Origin of the sequence: Streptomyces lincolnensis (assembly GCF_021173675.1) — a bacterium.
Classification (GTDB): domain Bacteria; phylum Actinomycetota; class Actinomycetes; order Streptomycetales; family Streptomycetaceae; genus Streptomyces; species Streptomyces lincolnensis_B.
In genome coordinates this window covers 24680-40056 of sequence record NZ_JAIHON010000011.1, presented here as the reverse complement: position 1 = coordinate 40056, position 15377 = coordinate 24680, and the positions used below count along the sequence as shown (strand labels likewise).

Here is a 15377-nt window from a genome sequence, read left to right as displayed (position 1 = left end):
GAAGGTGGTGCCCCCTCGGCGGGACGGAAGGCTTGCGTCGGCCTTGCGGAAACCTTGCAGGGCGCTGCGAGCGGGGTCGGTCACGAGCCGCGCGGGAACGGACGGTCCCCGCGCGACCCCCGGACCGGGGTGGCTCAGGACGTCTGAGCCGTCTGGTAAAGGTTCTGGGCGTCCGCGCCGAAGTACGGGCCGTACATGGCGTTGGGCAGGAAGTTGTACTTGAAGCTGTTCACCGAGGACTGCAGGCCGGTGCCGGTGGTCTCGTTGAACTGGGTGAACCAGGGGCCGCCGCTGGAGCCGCCGGTCATGTTGCAGGTCAGGCCGTGGTCGCTGGAGAGCAGGAAGTCGCGGTAGGTGGTGCCGCTGCAGTAGATGAACTTCTGGCCGTCGTAGGGGGCGGCGGCGGGGAAGCCGAAGGCGTACATGGCCTTGTTGTAGCCGGTGTTGAAGGCCAGGCCCTGGCCGCCGACGACGTCGGTGAGGTTCTTGCCGTCCAGCGGGGCGACGACGGCCGCGCCGATGTCGTAGTTGATGTCCTCGCTGGCCGTCCACTGCGGGGTGGACAGGGTCTTGGACGCCGCCCAGGTGCCGTAGGGGGCCTGGCCGTCGTGGTAGCCGGGGACGAAGACCCAGTCGGTGTGCCAGGCGCCCTCCAGCTTCACGCAGTGCCCGGCGGTGATGACGGTGCTCTTGTTGGCGCTGGTGACCGCGTTGCCGGAGCAGGAGGCGGTGCGGCCGTCGTAGGTGAAGAACACCCGTCCCGCGGTCTTTACGACGGCTCCGCCGCCGGTCCAGGGAGCACCGCCGCTGGGGAACGCCAGGACTCCGGCCTCGGCGGCCGGCGCGCTGGGCGCGACGCGGGTCTCCTTGCCCTTGCGCGGGGTCGACGCCTGGGCCGCGGACGCCTCGGCGCGGTCGAGGGACAGGACGTCGAGCGGGGTGGCCCCACGCATCCGCTCCGGCGTCCAGAAGTCACGGGCGTGTTCCTGCGCGGTGAGGGTCACCGCTCCCGGGTCCGTCCCGGCGGCGCTCGGTGGCGCGGCGACGACTCCGGTGGTCAGCAGGGCGGCGACACCGGCGAGGGCGCCGAGAACGGTGCGGCGGGTACGGGACGATGCGTGAACTCTGCGGAGGCTGGCTATCACGCGGTCTCCTTCTGCGGTGGGGGCCGGGCGGTCGGGTCATCCGCCCGGGCAGGCAGGGGTGTGGTGCGTGCGGTCCGGAAGGCAGCGTGTCACCGCGAACATGGTTTGGGCAGGTGCACATCAGGACGATGGCCGAAAAGGGACGGTCGCTCGCTCGACGGCGGGATCGCGGAGGCGGCGCGGTGCAGTGCGGAGCGATGTGATGCGGCGAGGTGCCGCGCGGCGCGGTGTCGTGTTCGGCTCGTGCCGTGTTCGGCTGGTCATGGCCGGCCGACGTGCGGTGGTGTGTTCGGATGGGCATGACAGGCTGACGTGCGGTGGAGAAGGCCGTGGCAAGGCACACCGACAGGAGACTTCGTGACGTACGACATCACCGCCATCCGCTCCCGGTTCCCGGCCCTGCGTGCCGGTACCGCCCACTTCGACGGCCCCGGCGGCACCCAGACGCCCGAACCCGTCATCCGGGCCGTCGCCGACGCCCTGTCACAGCCGCTGTCCAACCGGGGGCGGGAGACGCTGGGCGAGCGCAACGCCGAGGCCATCGTCACCGGGGCCCGGCAGGCGCTCGCCGATCTGCTGGGCGCGAACCCGGCAGGGATCGTCTTCGGCCGCAGTGCCACCCAGCTCACCTACGACTTCTCGCGCACCCTCGCCAAGGGCTGGGCGCCCGGGGACGAGGTCGTCGTCACCCGGCTCGACCACGACGCCAACATCCGGCCGTGGATCCAGGCCGCCGAGCAGGTCGGTGCCACCGTGCGGTGGGCCGACTTCGACCCCGCCACCGGGGAGTTGACCGTCGACGACATCCGCGCCGCGCTGTCCGAGCGCACCCGGCTGGTCGCCGTCACCGCCGCCTCCAACCTGATCGGCACGCGGCCCCCGGTCGCCGAGATCTGCGCACTGGCCCACGACGCCGGTGCGCTCACCTACGTCGACGGCGTCCACTACGCCGCCCACACCCTCGTGGACCTGGAAGCGCTCGGCGCCGACTTCTTCGTCTGCTCGCCGTACAAGTTCCTCGGCCCCCATCACGGAGTCCTCGCCGCGCGGCCGGAGTTGCTGGAGACGCTGCGCCCGGACAAGCTCCTGCCCTCCACCGACGCGGTCCCCGAGCGGTTCGAACTGGGCACGCTGCCCTACGAGTTCCTCGTCGGCAGCACGGCGGCGGTCGACTTCCTCGCCGGGCTCGACGCGCAGGCCGAGGGAACGCGGCGACAGCGGCTCGGCGCGAGCTTCGCGGCACTCGAAGGACACGAACAGACCTTGCGCACGCAGATCGACAAGGGACTGGCCGCGCTCGAGGGCCTCAGGCTCCACTCCCACGCGGCCGACCGCACGCCCACCGTCCTGATGACCTTCGAGCGGCGGGCCACGGCGGACGCCTACCGCTTCCTCGCGGAGCGGGGGATCCAGGCACCGGCCGGGGCCTTCTACGCGATCGAGGCCTCCCGCCGGCTGGGACTCGGGGACACGGGTGCGCTGCGGATCGGCCTCGCGCCCTACAACAGTGCGGAGGACGTCGACCGGTTGCTGGCAGGGTTGTCCGACTTCCTGGGGTGAGGCGCCGGTTCAGCCTCTTGGCCGGCCGCGCCCGCTCCCGCTCACCCCTTCCCGGTGAGCAGCCGCCGCGGGTTGGCGACGCGCAGGGCGTGCGCGGCGGCCTCGCCCAGGCCGAACCCGGCCTGCCGCGGCGGCTCCGCGTACGGGCGGTCGGAACCCTGGACGACCGCGCCCGCGCCCAGCTCGTGCATGACCGTCTCGACGGCACGTCGACCGTACGACGACGTCTCGACGAACACGCCGGAGTCCACGCCGAGTTCGCCCCCGTCGCCCCGGGCGGCGAACCGCTCCCCGTGCAGCGGGGCGAGCCCGGCGAGCAGCGCGAAACACACCCGCAGCCGTGGGTGGCGCGGTCGGCCGAAGGCACGGAACGCGAACCAGGCGGCGTGCATCTGCTGGACGTAGGGGACCATCGCCGGCCACCACCCCGGGCCCTGGGACCCACCGGGCGCCGGACCGGGGTGCACGAACAGCGGCAGGTCGCGCTCCTCCAGCAGATCGAGCAGGGGGGCACAGCGTGTGTAACCGGCCGCGTCGGCAAGGGCGTTCGCCGGGAGCTGGAGGCCGACGAAGCCGTGGTCGAGCGCGGTGGCCGTCGCTCGTGCGTCGACGTTCCTGACACACGCGGCGGCCCACGCCCCGAACGGCTCGGGAAGCGCGGCGGCGCCCTCGTGATACGCGTCGAGCAGCGGTCGCGCCCGGCCCCCGGGCAGCCACTCGATGCCCAGCGGCGACGACAGCGAGACCAGCGCCCGGCCGAGACCGTCGGCGGCGGCGAGCTCGGCCCGTCGCGCCGGGTCGTGGTCGGCGGGCGCGATCTCGTACGGCGGCTCCCCGTCCAGGAACAGGGTCCAGCCGTCCAGGTACGGCGGTTCGCGGCGGGACCGCAGGGCCGCCACCAGCTCGGGGCTCCACAGATGCTGGTGCACGTCGACATCGGTCATGCGGTTCCTCCTCACACGGATACGGGGTCCCCACGATCACCCCGCACAGGCCCTTACCGGATGCTCGCACGTCCACGTCCACGTCCACGTCCACGACCGCGTCCGCGTCCGCGTCCAGGTGCGGGGGCGGGGCACGGGCGCCGGAGTACACCGTGCGGGCCCGCGCCGACGGCTCAGCGGGCCGGGGAGGTCGACCCGATCTCGACCACGCGGGCCCACTCGGGCGGCGCGTCCGGCACGTAGAAGGGGTCGTTCTCGTCGTACGAGTCGTACGACCCGCTCGCGAACCCGCGTGGGAACAGCCCCACCACCGTCCGGCACGGCGGCCGTGACTCCGGCCAGGGCGTCTGACCGTCGGTCAGGACCACGACGGCATCGGGGCGGGGCCGGGTCCGCAGCGCCTGGGCGAAGCCGGTGCGCAGATCCGTGCCCCCGCCGCCCATCAGCGGGATGCCCTCGCCGAGACAGAGCGGGTGCACGATCCGGGCCGCCGCGTCGCACGGCACCACGGTGACCAGATCCCGGCGGCCGCCCACGGCCCGCGCGATCGCGGCGACCTCCAGGAGCGCGCTGCCCAGCTCGGTGTCGCTGACCGACCCGGAGGTGTCGATGACCACGGAGACCCGGGGCGGCCTGCGCCGCAGGCTCGGCAGCACGACCCCGGGCACCCCGGCCGAGCGGCGCGCGGGACGGCCGTAGGTGTAGTCCTCGCCCGCGCCGGAACCGGAGACCGCCGAGCGGACCGCCGCGCCCAGCAGCTCCCGCCACGGCTGCGGCGCGTGGAACGCCTCCTCGGCCCACCGCCGCCACCCCTGCGGAGCCTTGCCCGGACGGGCCCTGATGCCCTGGGCCACCCGGAACCGCACCGCGTCCCGTTCCTGCTCGCTGAGACCGTGGGCGCCGTCCGGGCCCAACTCCCAGTCCCGTTCCAGCCCGTCGGCACCGCTGCCGCAGTCCAGCCAGGCCCAGTCCTGCATCCACGGCCCGAGCCGGAACCGGCTCAGGTACTCCTCCATGAGCTGCCCCTCGGGCAGGCGCAGGGTGCCCGGACGGACGACGCCCTCGGGTTCGGCCAGTCCGTCGCCGTAGACGTCGTCGTTGATCTCGCAGTCCGCGGCGATGTTCATCCGCAGCCTTTCCCCGGCCCCGGTCAGCCCCTGTTCCCGCGCGAGCCGGTCGCTGCGGCCGTGGTGGTCGCGCAGCAGGTGCGAGACCTCGTGCACCCACACCCCGGCCAGCTCCTCCACCGGGGTCCGGTCCACGAAGGCCGGCGAGGCGTAGCACCGCCAGTGCCGGTCGACCGACATCGTCGGCACCCGCCGCGACTCCACGATGTTCAGCGCGAACAGGGCCGTCGCCAGGTAGGGCCGGGCCCGGGCGGCCTGCAGTCGGGCGGTGAACAGTTTGTCGCGGTCCAGCGGCCGGGGCCTGCCCCGCGGGCCCTCGGCCGTGGGGCGGTCCTCGCGTGTGTCCGTGCTCATCGGGCGTTCCTCCGGCCGGACTTCGCGGCGGCCGTGGTGCGGGCCGCCGCCTGGTCGGCGCGTCGGGACAGGGAGACCACGCCCGCGAGCCGCTCGATCGTGTCGGGTACGTCCCAGTCCTCCTGGCGCAGGGAGGCGAGGGTGGTGGCCGGGACGACGACGAGGTCCGGGGCTCCGGTCTCCAGCGCCCGCACGAGCAGGGACCAGGCCGCGTCCCAGCGGGCCCGGTCGGGGCGGGCCCGGACCGCGGCCACCACTCCGTCGAGCACGGCCTGGCGCAGATCGCCGCGTTCGGGCAGGACGGCACCGGCCGGGTCGGCGAGGACGTCCTCGGGATCGGGGAGGTCCATCCGGTCCAGGCTCGCCAGCAGCTCCAGCCCCGGACCGTCCCCCACGGTGCCCCTGACCAGCAGGGACAGTACTTCCCGGGAGGATCCGGCCGCGGTCGCGAAGGCGATCAGGTGCAGGGTCATCTCCCAGCTCCGCGGCGACGGCCAGGCCCCGCCCCGGCGGGTCTCGTTGGTGGGGAGCCGGTGCACGAGCGTGGGCCGGGCGGCCAGCAGCCCGCACACCGCGCGGCGCGCGAAGTCCACGGCCTGGGGGAGCTTGCGCGGATCGAGCCGCGGCAGCGTCGCCCGGGGCCAGGTGCCGCCCAGGCCGCGGACCACCACCTCGTGGTCGTGGGTCCACCGGAGGTGGACGAACCGGTTGGCCAGCGGCGGGCTCAGCTCCCAGCCGTCGGCGGCCGAGGAGCGCGGGTTGGCGGCGGCCACGATCCGTACGCCGGGCGGCAGTTGCAACGCGCCGATCCGTCGCTCCAGCACCAGGCGGAGCAGGGCGGCCTGCACGGCGGGCGGCGCGGTGGACAGCTCGTCCAGGAACAGCAGCCCCCGGCCGGCCCGCACCAGACGCACGGCCCAGTCCGGCGGGGCCATCGGGACGCCCTGGGCCGCCGGGTCGTCGCCGACGATCGGCAGTCCCGAGAAGTCGGACGGCTCGTGCACGCTGGCGATCACCGTCGTCAGCGGGAGGTCCAGGGCCGTGGCGAGCTGGGTGAGGGCCGCGGTCTTGCCGATACCGGGCTCGCCCCACAGCAGGACGGGCAGATCGGCGGCGACGGCCAGGGTCAGGGCCTCCAGCTGCTCATCGGCACGCGGTTCGGTGCCGGCGTCGCGCAGCAGGGCCAACAGGTCACCGGCGACGTCGAGTTGCGCGGCGGGCTCGGTGGTGGTGGGAGCGAACGGGGTGCTTGTGGGCATGTGTGATCACCTTTGGGGTCGGGAGTGTGCGGGCAGGGAGGAAGCACGAAGAGGGGCCGGGGGCCGGGAAGCGCGAAGAGGGCCCGGGGGCCGGGAACACGGGTCAGGCTCGGCAGAAGGTCAGGCCAGGCTCAGCAGAAGGTCACGGCTGGCTCGGCAGAAGGTCACGCCAGGCTCAGTAGAACGTCACGCCGTTGAGCCGCGCGCGCCGCCGCAGGGGACGCCGACGGTCGTCGGGCCGTAGCCGATCGGGGCCGTGCCCGATCAGGCCCGCCCTGAACAGCCCGTAGGTCAGCCGCCGTTGGGCGGCCGCCTCCAGCTCGTCCCGCAACGCGCCGTCACGCAGCAGCGCTTCGGGCCCCAACAGCCCCTCCACGACGGCCAGCGCGCCGGCGATGTCACCGTGGTCCAGGCGTTCACGGACCCCGGAGAGGCAGTCCGGCCGGCGGTGGGCCTCGTCGATCTCCCGTAGACAGGGCAGCGGGGTGCCGGTCAGCTCGGCCAGGAGTTCCTCGCGCCGGATCTCGGCCGGATCGTGGTCCAGCGGGACGAGGATCCCGTCGACCAGGCCGATGCGGTGCCGGGCGCCCCGGCACTCCACGATCCGCGGCTGCCGCGCCGGATCCGGTGCCGCCCGGGACGGGCCCGGCGGCGACCATCCCGGTACGAGGGCCGAGGCGACCAGGGGATGCAGCCGCCCGGCGTCGATCGCACCGGCACGCAGCAGGTCCAGGTCGGGCGGCACCCAGGTCGCCGCGTCCGGCAGCACGGGCAGCGAGGAACCACCGCCGCGCGACGCGGACGCCGCCGAGATCCGCGGTCCGCGCGTCTCGTCCGCCGGGAGTTCCAGGACCAGCCGCTGCCGTCCCCCGAGCCGTACCAGCACGGCACCGGCCGAACCCGGCCCACCGGCCGAACCCGGCCCACCGGCCGAACCCGGCCCACCGGCGGAACTCGGCGCACCGCCGGATCCCCGCCCACCGCCGGACCCCGGCCGCCCTTCCGCGCGCAGCAGCGTCCGGGCCTCGGCCGCCCACCGGTCGACGGCACAAGGGAGCCCTTCAGGCACCTCGCGCAGCAGATCCGGGTCGACCGGGGGAGGGCCGTCGGCGACGGTCCCGGCCCTGATCCGCAGCTCGTGGGCGCTGCGCGCGTCCCACAGGTGCCGGTGCAGATCGAGACGGAACCGCCGGTTGGGCCGAGGATGCGGATAGCGGCGGGCGTCGGTGCCGGCGCGGGGCCCCTCCCACAGCGCGAGACTGATCCGCTGGCCGGCGTCCGCCCAGGCGGGCGGGGTCCGGGCCACGAGATGCACCGGGCCACGCCTCCCGCGCCCCGGCACGCCGTACCGGGCGAGTGAGAGGGTCAGCCCCGGGCGCAGCAGGCCGTCGGGGGCGATCCTGGGCATGTGCCAGCGCAGTAGGTCGGGAGCCAAGTGCCGTAGATCGTCGCGGACTTGGGCGGCGAGTTCAGTGCCGTGAGTGCGTGCCAGAGTCCGTGGACCGAGATCGACGTCGATGCCGGCGGCGGCACAGGCTCCTGCCCAGTCCCCGGCGAGGCGGCGGGCGGTGGCGGTCTCGATCATGGAGGGCGGCACGGCGAACTCACGCACGCGCAGCCAGAAGGAAAGGCGCCAGGAAGAAAGACGCCGGGAGGAAAGTCGGGTGTCCCCGTTCGCGATCGAAGTGAGCATCAGCACTCACCTTGCGCGGATGGGGCCCCCAATCTGAAACCAGAAGGAGTAGTCATCGCGGGGGAGCGTAACGCCCGCGCTCTCGATCTGTCAGCTCTTTTTCAGGGCCTCGGTGAACGGTGTGACCGGCCGCGGCAGCCGCTCGCCGTCCACGGTGATGTCCACGGCCTCGTTGTAGAAGGCCAGCATCCCCTGCACGTCGGCCACTTGGGGGAGCGGAGCCGGATAGCTCCACAGGATGTTGCGCGGTACGTCCCCCTCGCCGCGCCAGGTCCAGTACTGGGCGGCGCCCTTGTAGGGGCAGCTGGTGCTGTGGTCGGTGGGCACGAACAGGTCGAGGCGGACGTCCTCGCGGGGGATGTAGTACCGCGTCGGCAGACTGGTCTCGAACACCAGCACCGGCTTGCGGGTGTCCGCGACCAGCATGCCGCCGACCTCGACCTGCACATGACGGCTGCTGGGGACGGCGTCGACCCGCTTGTGCGGATCCCGGGGGTGGACGAAGATCTCCTGCTCCTCCTCGTACCAGTGGTCGAGGCCGCTGTGCCAGTGCCGGAACCACGCGAACGCGATGTGCCCGGCCAGGTCCTGGGCGGGGAAGGTCCAGGCCGCGTTCTCCACGACCGTCCCGTCGACGTCGAGGTCGTAGAAGACGCTCGATCCCGTGTGGGCGCCCGTCGGCGGGTTCTTGGCCGGGCGGAGCAGGTCCGTACGGACCTCCTCGCGCGGGAAGGCGTACAGCGGCACGGGCACACCCGGTTCCCACACGAGGACGGGATGCCGGCTGTCCACCACGGTGACCTCGCCCTTGACCCCGCGCACCCACCGCTCACTGGGCTCCCACGCGAGCCCTTCCGGTGTCGTACGGATGCCCTGCGCCGCCGGATGGGCCGGGTGGGAGGGGTGAGCGGGATGCATGGTCATGACCTGGTCTCCTTCGGCTCGCCCCGGAGGTGCCGAGTACCTGTCTCCGTCCCCTCCATCATGGCCCGCCGGGTCCGTCCCTGTCCGCCCGAAGCGGCCCCCGACTCTCAGCGGGTCTCAGCGGGGCGCGAGGCCGGCCCAGGCGTCCTCGTCCGACGCCAGACTCCCGTCCATCGCCTCGCGGGGAGGCATGACCGGAACGTCCTGGCTGGTGCGCAGCGCGGCGGCGGCCGCCAGGTGGCCCAGGCGCAGGCGGGCCCGTTCGGCGCGGTTCTCCAGTACGGCGGCCAGGTAGCCGGCCGCGAAGGCGTCGCCCGCGCCGACGGGTTCCACCACCTTGACCGGCAGCGAGGGGACGAACGTGCGCCCGCCGTCGGTGTACGAGGTCGCCCCGTGCTCGGCGTCCTTGACGACCACGACGGGCGCCGGGGAGAGCAGGTCCGCGATGTCGTCCGGGCGGGCGGTGCCCCACAGGGCCTCGGCCTCGTCCCGGCCGACGAAGACGAGGTCGGCGGCGCGGGCGAGCGACAGCAGACGGCGTGCGGCCTCGGCGGGGTCCGGCCAGAGCGCGGGGCGGTGGTTGACGTCGAAGGAGACGACCGGTCCGCGCCCGCCGCGCTCGCCGTCGAGCAGTGTCTCCAGCAGCTCGGCGCAGCTGTCCGAGAGGGCCGCCGTGATGCCCGACAGGTGGATGACGCGGGCGCGCCGGAGGGCGGGGTGGCGCGCCAGCTCCGGGCCCATCCGGGTCGCCGCCGAGCCGCCGCGGTAGTAGTGCGTACGGGTGCGGTCGGGCCCGGGGTCCTTGAAGTAGACGCCGGTCGGGCGCTCCGGGTCGGTCTCCACGGCGCTCACGTCCACGCCACGTGCGGTGAGTTCGGCGAGGACGCGCCGGGCGAAGGGGTCGTCGCCCAGGCGGCTCAGCCAGGCGGCGCGGTGCCCGAGGCCCGCCAGCCCGCAGGCGACGTTGGACTCGGCACCGCCGACGGCCAGCGTGAGGGAGCTCTGCTCGGCGAGCGGGCGGGCGTCCGGCGGGGCGAGGACGGCCATCGTCTCGCCGACGCACACCACGTCGGCCGACCGTTCCCGGTCGTCGTCGTCGGCGGCGGCGGTACGGGGCGGGGGCGGGGTGGGCACGGGGCTCTCCTGGCGGACGGGGGCGTACAGACGGACAGGTCGTACAGACGGACAGGTCGTACGGACGGGTGCATACGAGCGGACGGGTGCGTACGGGACTGGGGAATCGGGACGTCACGCCCCGGCGGCCAGCCGCAGCATCACCTTGCTGCTCCCGCTCCCCGGATCCGCGGCCACGGCGAGCGCCTCCCCCGCCCGCTCCAGCGGGAAGCGGTGGGTGATCAGCGGGGTGACGTCCAGGCCGTCCCGCAGGGCGCGCAGCGCGTCGTCGATCTCGTCGACGAAACGGTACGAGCCGATCCAGGTGATCTCCCGGGTCACCAGGTCCCCGAGGGCGGCGGGCGCGGCCGTACCGGGCAGGTTGCCGACCTGGACGAGGGTGCCGCCGCGGGCCGTGGACCGCAGGACCGGGCCCAGCGCGCCCGGGGCGCCGGACGCCTCGAAGCCCACGTCCACGTCCTCGGGCAGCGGCTCGCCGCGGGAAAGGTCCCGTGTGTCGTCGGCGCCCATCGCCAGGGCGACCTTGAGGGAGGACGACGACAGATCCGCCGCCACGACCGTCCCGGCGCCCCGCAGCCGAGCGGCGGCCACCACCAGCGAACCGATCGGCCCGCAGCCGTTGACCAGCACCGTACGGCCCCGCAGCTCGGGTACCCGGCCCACGGCGTGCAGGGCGACGGCCAACGGCTCGGCCAGCGCGCCCTGTTCGGTGTCGACGCCCTCCGGGAGCGGCCTGATCTGGTCCGCGGGGACCGTCCGGTACTCGCTGAACCCGCCGTCGGTGTGCGGATCGAAGGCCGCCGAACCGAAGTAGCGCACCCGCGGGTAGAGGTTGGTCCGCCCGGCGATGCGCGGGGGAAGCACCCCGTCGCCGACCGGCCGGGCCGGATGGACGGTCACCGGTTGTCCGACACCGAGTCCGCCGCCGACGCGGTCGCCGAGCCCGTCGCCCAGCCCGGCCACCCGCCCCGCCACCTCGTGCCCCAGCACCATCGGATGCGCGAGAGCAGCCGTCCCCGAGGCCCCCTTCCTCCAGTACGCGATGTCGGAGCCGCAGATCCCGCCCCACTCCAGGGCGAGCAGTACCTCGCCCGGCCCCGGCACCGGCATGTCGCGTTCGTCGATCCGCACGTCACCGGGTCCGTGTACGACCACTGCCCTCATACGGCGTCCTCCAGGCGGACGAGGTCGCGTCCGCGGGTCTCGGGCGCGAGGTACGCGCTGACGAAGGTGATGAGCGAGTAGACGATGAGCATCGCCGCGATGGGCCACCAACTGCCGGTCACGGCCGTGAGGGTGGCCGCGAGGACCGGGCCGATCGCGGTGGCGAGGATGCCGCCGATCTCCTTGGCGAGCGCGAGCTGGGTGAACCGGGTGCGGGCGCCGAAGAGTTCGGCCATCGTGACGCTCTCCAGCGAGAACAGGCCGAGGACACCGACGTTCAGACCGAGGACCATGCCGAGCATCACGCCCGGTGTCGAACCGGAGGTGATCAGGAACATCACCGGGAAGGCGAGGACCGCGGTGAGCAGGGTGAGCGTGAGGTAGACAGGGCGGCGCCCGAAGCGGTCACCGAGCAGGCCGACCACCGGCACGGTGGCGAAGCCCAGCAGCGAGCCGTAGACGATCGCGTCCGTGGGGACGGACCGGCCGACGGCCAGGTTGGTGGCGATGTAACCGACGAGGAACGTCTGCACCAGGCCGGAGTTGCCCGCCTGCCCGAACCGCAGCCCCAGCGCCAGGAAGAACGACCTGCCCTTGCGCTGCCGGATCCCCGCGGCCAGGACATCGCCCGTGTGCTCGTCGGCCGTGGCGATCGCGGTCTCGACCTCGTCGCGAGCCAGCGCCACCCCGTCGACCACGTCGGCGCGCTCCTCGAAGACCGGGCTCTCCTTCAGTCCCCGCCGCAGCCAGACCGCGAAGAACATCAGCGCGAAGCTGAGCAGGAACGGCAACCGCCAGCCCCAGGACATCAGTTGGTCCTCGCTGAGCACGGCGAGCAGGACCGCCCACAGCCCGGAGGCGGCGAGCGTCCCGGAGTTGGTGCCCAGCGACACCAGCGAGGCGACCAGCCCGCGCCGCCGGACGGGCGCGTACTCGGCCAGCAGCACGGTCGCGCCGGCGATCTCGGCCCCCGCGCCGAAGCCCTGCACGAGCCTGAGCGCGACCAGCAGGATCGGGGCGAGGATGCCGATGGTGGCGTAGGTGGGCAGCGCGCCGATGAGGGTGGTGGAGGCGCCCATCAGCAGGATGGTGAGGTACAGGACCTTCTTGCGGCCGATCCGGTCGCCCATCCGCCCGAAGTAGACGGCCCCCGCGAGCCGGGCCACGTAGCCGACCCCGTAGGTCGCCATCGCGGCGATCAGCCCGATGGCCGGGCTGACGTCCGGGAAGAAGATCTTGTTGAAGACGATCGCGGCGGCCAGCGAGTAGAGCTGGAAGTCCATGAACTCCATGGCAGTGCCGAGCCAGCCCGAGACGGCCGCCCGGGCCAGATCGCGGGTGCCGCGTGGCGCGGTGGGCGTCTGCTGAGCGGCTATGACGCTGTCCTTGATCGGGAACTCCGTTGTTCGGGGAGTGAAGTGACGCTCTTTCAAAGAGGGAGAAGAGGGAGAAGAGGGAGGGGAGTCAGATCTCGACCTGTCCGGCGCGCAGCGCGGGGATCCGGTCCGTGACGGCGGCGACGAAGCTGTCGTCCTCCGCCAGGTCGGCCGCGCCCACGGATCCCAGCAGGTCACGCACCGGCATCGTCCGGCCGGTGCTCACCGTCCAGGCGGCGAGGGCGAGTTCGAGCACCGGCGTACCGGCGCCGTCGGCCCGCAGCTCCCGCAGGGCGGGCAGCCAGCGCTCCTGGATCTTCAATGATCCGTCGGAGCCGATCTGCCGCAGCAGGTGCCGCATCGCGGGGTTGCGGAAACGCGCCACGAGGTCGTCGGCGTACCCGGCCGGATCGGGCCCGCCCGCGGGCAGGGTGGGCGCGACCTCCGCGCACAGTGCCCGCACCAGCCGCTCGCCCCACTCCGTGGCCATGGTCTCGGCGATCGTGGTGAGACCGGCGGCCGTGCCGACGTACGCCAGCGCCGAGTGGGAGCCGTTGAGCAGCCGCAGCTTGGTGAGCTGATACGGCGTCACATCCGGGACGAACAGGGCGCCGTCCTTCTCCCAGGGCGGCCGGGGCGCGGCGAAGGAGTCCTCCAGCACCCACCGCCGATAGGGCTCGGCGGTCACCGGCAGCGCGTCGCGCACCCCCAGAGCGGCCAGCGCCCCGGCCCGATCGGCCTCCCCGACCGCGGGCACGATCCGGTCGACGACCGTCGAGGGGAAGGCCACGGCCTCGGCCATCCGCTCCAGGACCCGTGCCCGGTCCGGCCAGTTGGAGGCCCGTACGAAGTCCTCGACCACGCGGCGCAGCACACCCCCGTTGTCCGCCATGTTGTCGCAGGAGACGACGCTGACCGGCGGCGCCCCCGCGCGCATCCGGGCGGCGAGTCCGGCGGCAAGGCGCCCGATCACGGTGGTGAGGGGGCCGTCCGGACCGGCGGCGAGGTCGGCGGCGACGGCCGCGGTGTCCAACCCGCCCGTCACCGGGGAGCGTTGGTAGCCCTTCTCCGTCACGGTCAGCGTCACGACGGTGACCTCGGGGTCCGCGAGCATCGCGTCGACGGCCCCGGCGTCCGGTCCCATGGCCAGCGCGTCCACGACCGAGCCGACCACCCGGCAGTGGTCGCCGTCCGGCCGGCGCTCGGTCAGCGAGTACAGACAGTCCTGCTCCCGCAGGGCGCGTACCGTCTCCGCCGACCGGGGCGCGACCGCCGCGATGCCCCAGGGCTCGCCGGTCAGGGCGGCGGCCCGCTCGGTGTAGACCGCCTGGTGCGCCCGGTGGAAGGCACCGAGGCCGAAGTGGACGACACGGGTGCGCAGTTCGGCGGGATCGACCTCGGGGCGCAGCTCGGGCGCCAGCCGGGAGAGCGTCGTACGACTCAGCGGGGCGCTCACCAGTCGTGCACCGACCCGTCGAGACGGCGTGCGACGGGGAGATAGCGCCGCTGGTAGGGGAAGCGTTCGGCCGCCTTGTCGTCGTACTCGACTCCGAGGCCGGGCTCCTCGGAGGGGTGGAGCATGCCGTCGGCGAAGGTCACCCCCGTGCGGAACACCTCGGCGGTCTCGTCGGGATGGCCCATGTGCTCCTGGATGCCGAAGTTCGGCACGGCGAGGTCCAGGTGCACGGCGGCGGCCATGCTGACGGGGGAGAGGTCGGTCGCCCCGTGCGAGCCGGTGCGCACCTGGTGGAGCGCGGCGAGGTCGAAGATGCGCCGCAGATGGGTGATGCCGCCGGCGTGCACGACCGTCGTACGGACGTAGTCGATGAGCTGTGCGGTGATCAGGTGCTGGACGTCCCAGATCGAGTTCATGACCTCGCCGACCGCGATCGGCGTGGTGGTGTGCTCGCGGATCAGGCGGAAGGACTCCTGGTTCTCGGCCGGGGTCGGGTCCTCCATCCAGAACAGCCGACAGCCCTCGACGCTCTTGCCGAACCGGGCCGCCTCGATCGGTGTCAGCCGGTGGTGCACGTCGTGCAGCAGGTGGAAGCCGAAGCCGAACCGTTCCCGCACGGCCTCCAGGTACGTGGGCGCGAAACCGAGATACGCCTCGGTGTCCCAGGGCTGCTCCTCGGGCAGCTCGGTCGCGGCCGGCTCGTAGACCTTGCCCTTGCGCACGCCGTAGGTGCCCCCGACCTCGGGCACGGCGGCCTGCGCCCGTACGGCCTTGTAGCCCATCTCCAGGTACCGCTCGACGTCGTCCAGGAGTGAGGGCACGTCGGTGCCGCTGGCGTGGGAGTAGACCAGGACGCCGTCGCGGGAGCGGCCGCCGAGGAGCTGGTAGACGGGCAGCCCGGCCACCTTGCCCTTGATGTCCCACAGCGCGGTGTCCACGGCGGCGATCGCGGTCATGGTGACGGGGCCGCGCCGCCAGTAGGCGCCCTTGTACAGGTACTGCCACATGTCCTCGATACGGGCGGCGTCCCGGCCGATCAGCAGCGGGACCACGTGGTCGCGCAGATAGCTCGCGACGGCAAGCTCACGGCCGTTGAGTGTGGCGTCCCCGAGGCCGACGACACCGTCGGTGGTGGTGATGCGCAGGGTGACGAAGGTGCGGCCGGGCGAGGCGACGAGCACCTCGGCACGTTCGATCTTGCTCACGGGACTCACAGAGCTCCTTGGTGGTCGCGAAGTACT

The 15377-nt window shown here is 73.4% G+C and carries 12 protein-coding genes; 1 reads left to right on the top strand and 11 read right to left on the bottom strand.

From position 1 onward, the window contains the following. Positions 1-134: 134 nt before the first annotated feature. Positions 135-1142 carry a trypsin-like serine peptidase gene (locus K4B79_RS31035; protein ID WP_232030906.1) on the bottom strand — a complete coding sequence of 336 codons (1008 nt, stop codon included), beginning with the start codon at positions 1140-1142 and terminating at the stop codon, positions 135-137. 360 nt (positions 1143-1502) lie between these two features. On the opposite strand from K4B79_RS31035, the gene K4B79_RS31030 reads away from it, so the two are divergent. Further along, positions 1503-2705: a cysteine desulfurase-like protein gene (locus tag K4B79_RS31030; protein WP_232030599.1), complete on the top strand. Its 1203-nt coding sequence runs from the start codon at positions 1503-1505 to the stop codon at positions 2703-2705. 41 nt (positions 2706-2746) lie between these two features. On the opposite strand, the gene K4B79_RS31025 is transcribed toward K4B79_RS31030, so the two are convergent. The 10 genes from K4B79_RS31025 to manD all read right to left on the bottom strand — a co-directional run bounded on the left by K4B79_RS31025 (position 2747) and on the right by manD (position 15341). Then, a complete protein-coding gene (locus K4B79_RS31025; protein WP_232030598.1) occupies positions 2747-3649 on the bottom strand; it encodes an amidohydrolase family protein in 903 nt (300 codons plus the stop codon). 173 nt (positions 3650-3822) lie between these two features. Then, entirely contained in the window at positions 3823-5130 is a 1308-nt protein-coding gene (locus K4B79_RS31020; RefSeq protein ID WP_232030597.1) for a vWA domain-containing protein, read from the bottom strand. Further along, entirely contained in the window at positions 5127-6389 is a 1263-nt protein-coding gene (locus tag K4B79_RS31015) for an AAA family ATPase (RefSeq protein WP_232030596.1), read from the bottom strand. The genes K4B79_RS31020 and K4B79_RS31015 overlap by 4 nt, the downstream gene beginning before the upstream one ends. A 175-nt stretch (positions 6390-6564) precedes the next feature. Then, positions 6565-8082, bottom strand: coding sequence for a hypothetical protein (locus K4B79_RS31010; RefSeq protein ID WP_232030588.1), 1518 nt, complete (start codon positions 8080-8082; stop codon positions 6565-6567). 90 nt (positions 8083-8172) lie between these two features. Next, positions 8173-9006 carry a DUF427 domain-containing protein gene (locus K4B79_RS31005; RefSeq protein ID WP_232030586.1) on the bottom strand — a complete coding sequence of 278 codons (834 nt, stop codon included), beginning with the start codon at positions 9004-9006 and terminating at the stop codon, positions 8173-8175. A 117-nt stretch (positions 9007-9123) separates the two neighbouring features. Further along, positions 9124-10140, bottom strand: a complete 1017-nt coding sequence (locus K4B79_RS31000; protein ID WP_232030584.1) for a sugar kinase — start codon at positions 10138-10140, stop codon at positions 9124-9126. A gap of 114 nt (positions 10141-10254) precedes the next feature. Next, positions 10255-11304: an L-idonate 5-dehydrogenase gene (locus K4B79_RS30995; RefSeq protein WP_232030582.1), complete on the bottom strand. Its 1050-nt coding sequence runs from the start codon at positions 11302-11304 to the stop codon at positions 10255-10257. Beyond that, complete coding sequence (locus K4B79_RS30990) at positions 11301-12737, bottom strand: MFS transporter (RefSeq protein ID WP_232030580.1); 1437 nt, start codon at positions 12735-12737, stop codon at positions 11301-11303. The genes K4B79_RS30995 and K4B79_RS30990 overlap by 4 nt, the downstream gene beginning before the upstream one ends. 31 nt (positions 12738-12768) lie before the next feature. Further along, complete coding sequence (locus K4B79_RS30985; RefSeq protein ID WP_232030578.1) at positions 12769-14136, bottom strand: mannitol dehydrogenase family protein; 1368 nt, start codon at positions 14134-14136, stop codon at positions 12769-12771. Then, positions 14133-15341 carry a D-mannonate dehydratase ManD gene (gene manD / locus K4B79_RS30980; RefSeq protein WP_232030576.1) on the bottom strand — a complete coding sequence of 403 codons (1209 nt, stop codon included), beginning with the start codon at positions 15339-15341 and terminating at the stop codon, positions 14133-14135. Before manD ends, K4B79_RS30985 begins: the two co-directional genes overlap by 4 nt. Between the last annotated feature and the right edge of the window lie 36 nt (positions 15342-15377).

Coding starts and splice junctions, on each gene's coding strand:
- K4B79_RS31025 (WP_232030598.1), bottom strand. CDS start 3,649: ATGACCGATGTCGACGTGCACCAGCATCTGTGGAGCCCCGAGCTGGTG.
- K4B79_RS31020 (WP_232030597.1), bottom strand. CDS start 5,130: ATGAGCACGGACACACGCGAGGACCGCCCCACGGCCGAGGGCCCGCGG.
- K4B79_RS31015 (WP_232030596.1), bottom strand. CDS start 6,389: ATGCCCACAAGCACCCCGTTCGCTCCCACCACCACCGAGCCCGCCGCG.
- K4B79_RS31010 (WP_232030588.1), bottom strand. CDS start 8,082: ATGCTCACTTCGATCGCGAACGGGGACACCCGACTTTCCTCCCGGCGT.
- K4B79_RS31005 (WP_232030586.1), bottom strand. CDS start 9,006: ATGACCATGCATCCCGCTCACCCCTCCCACCCGGCCCATCCGGCGGCG.
- K4B79_RS30995 (WP_232030582.1), bottom strand. CDS start 11,304: ATGAGGGCAGTGGTCGTACACGGACCCGGTGACGTGCGGATCGACGAA.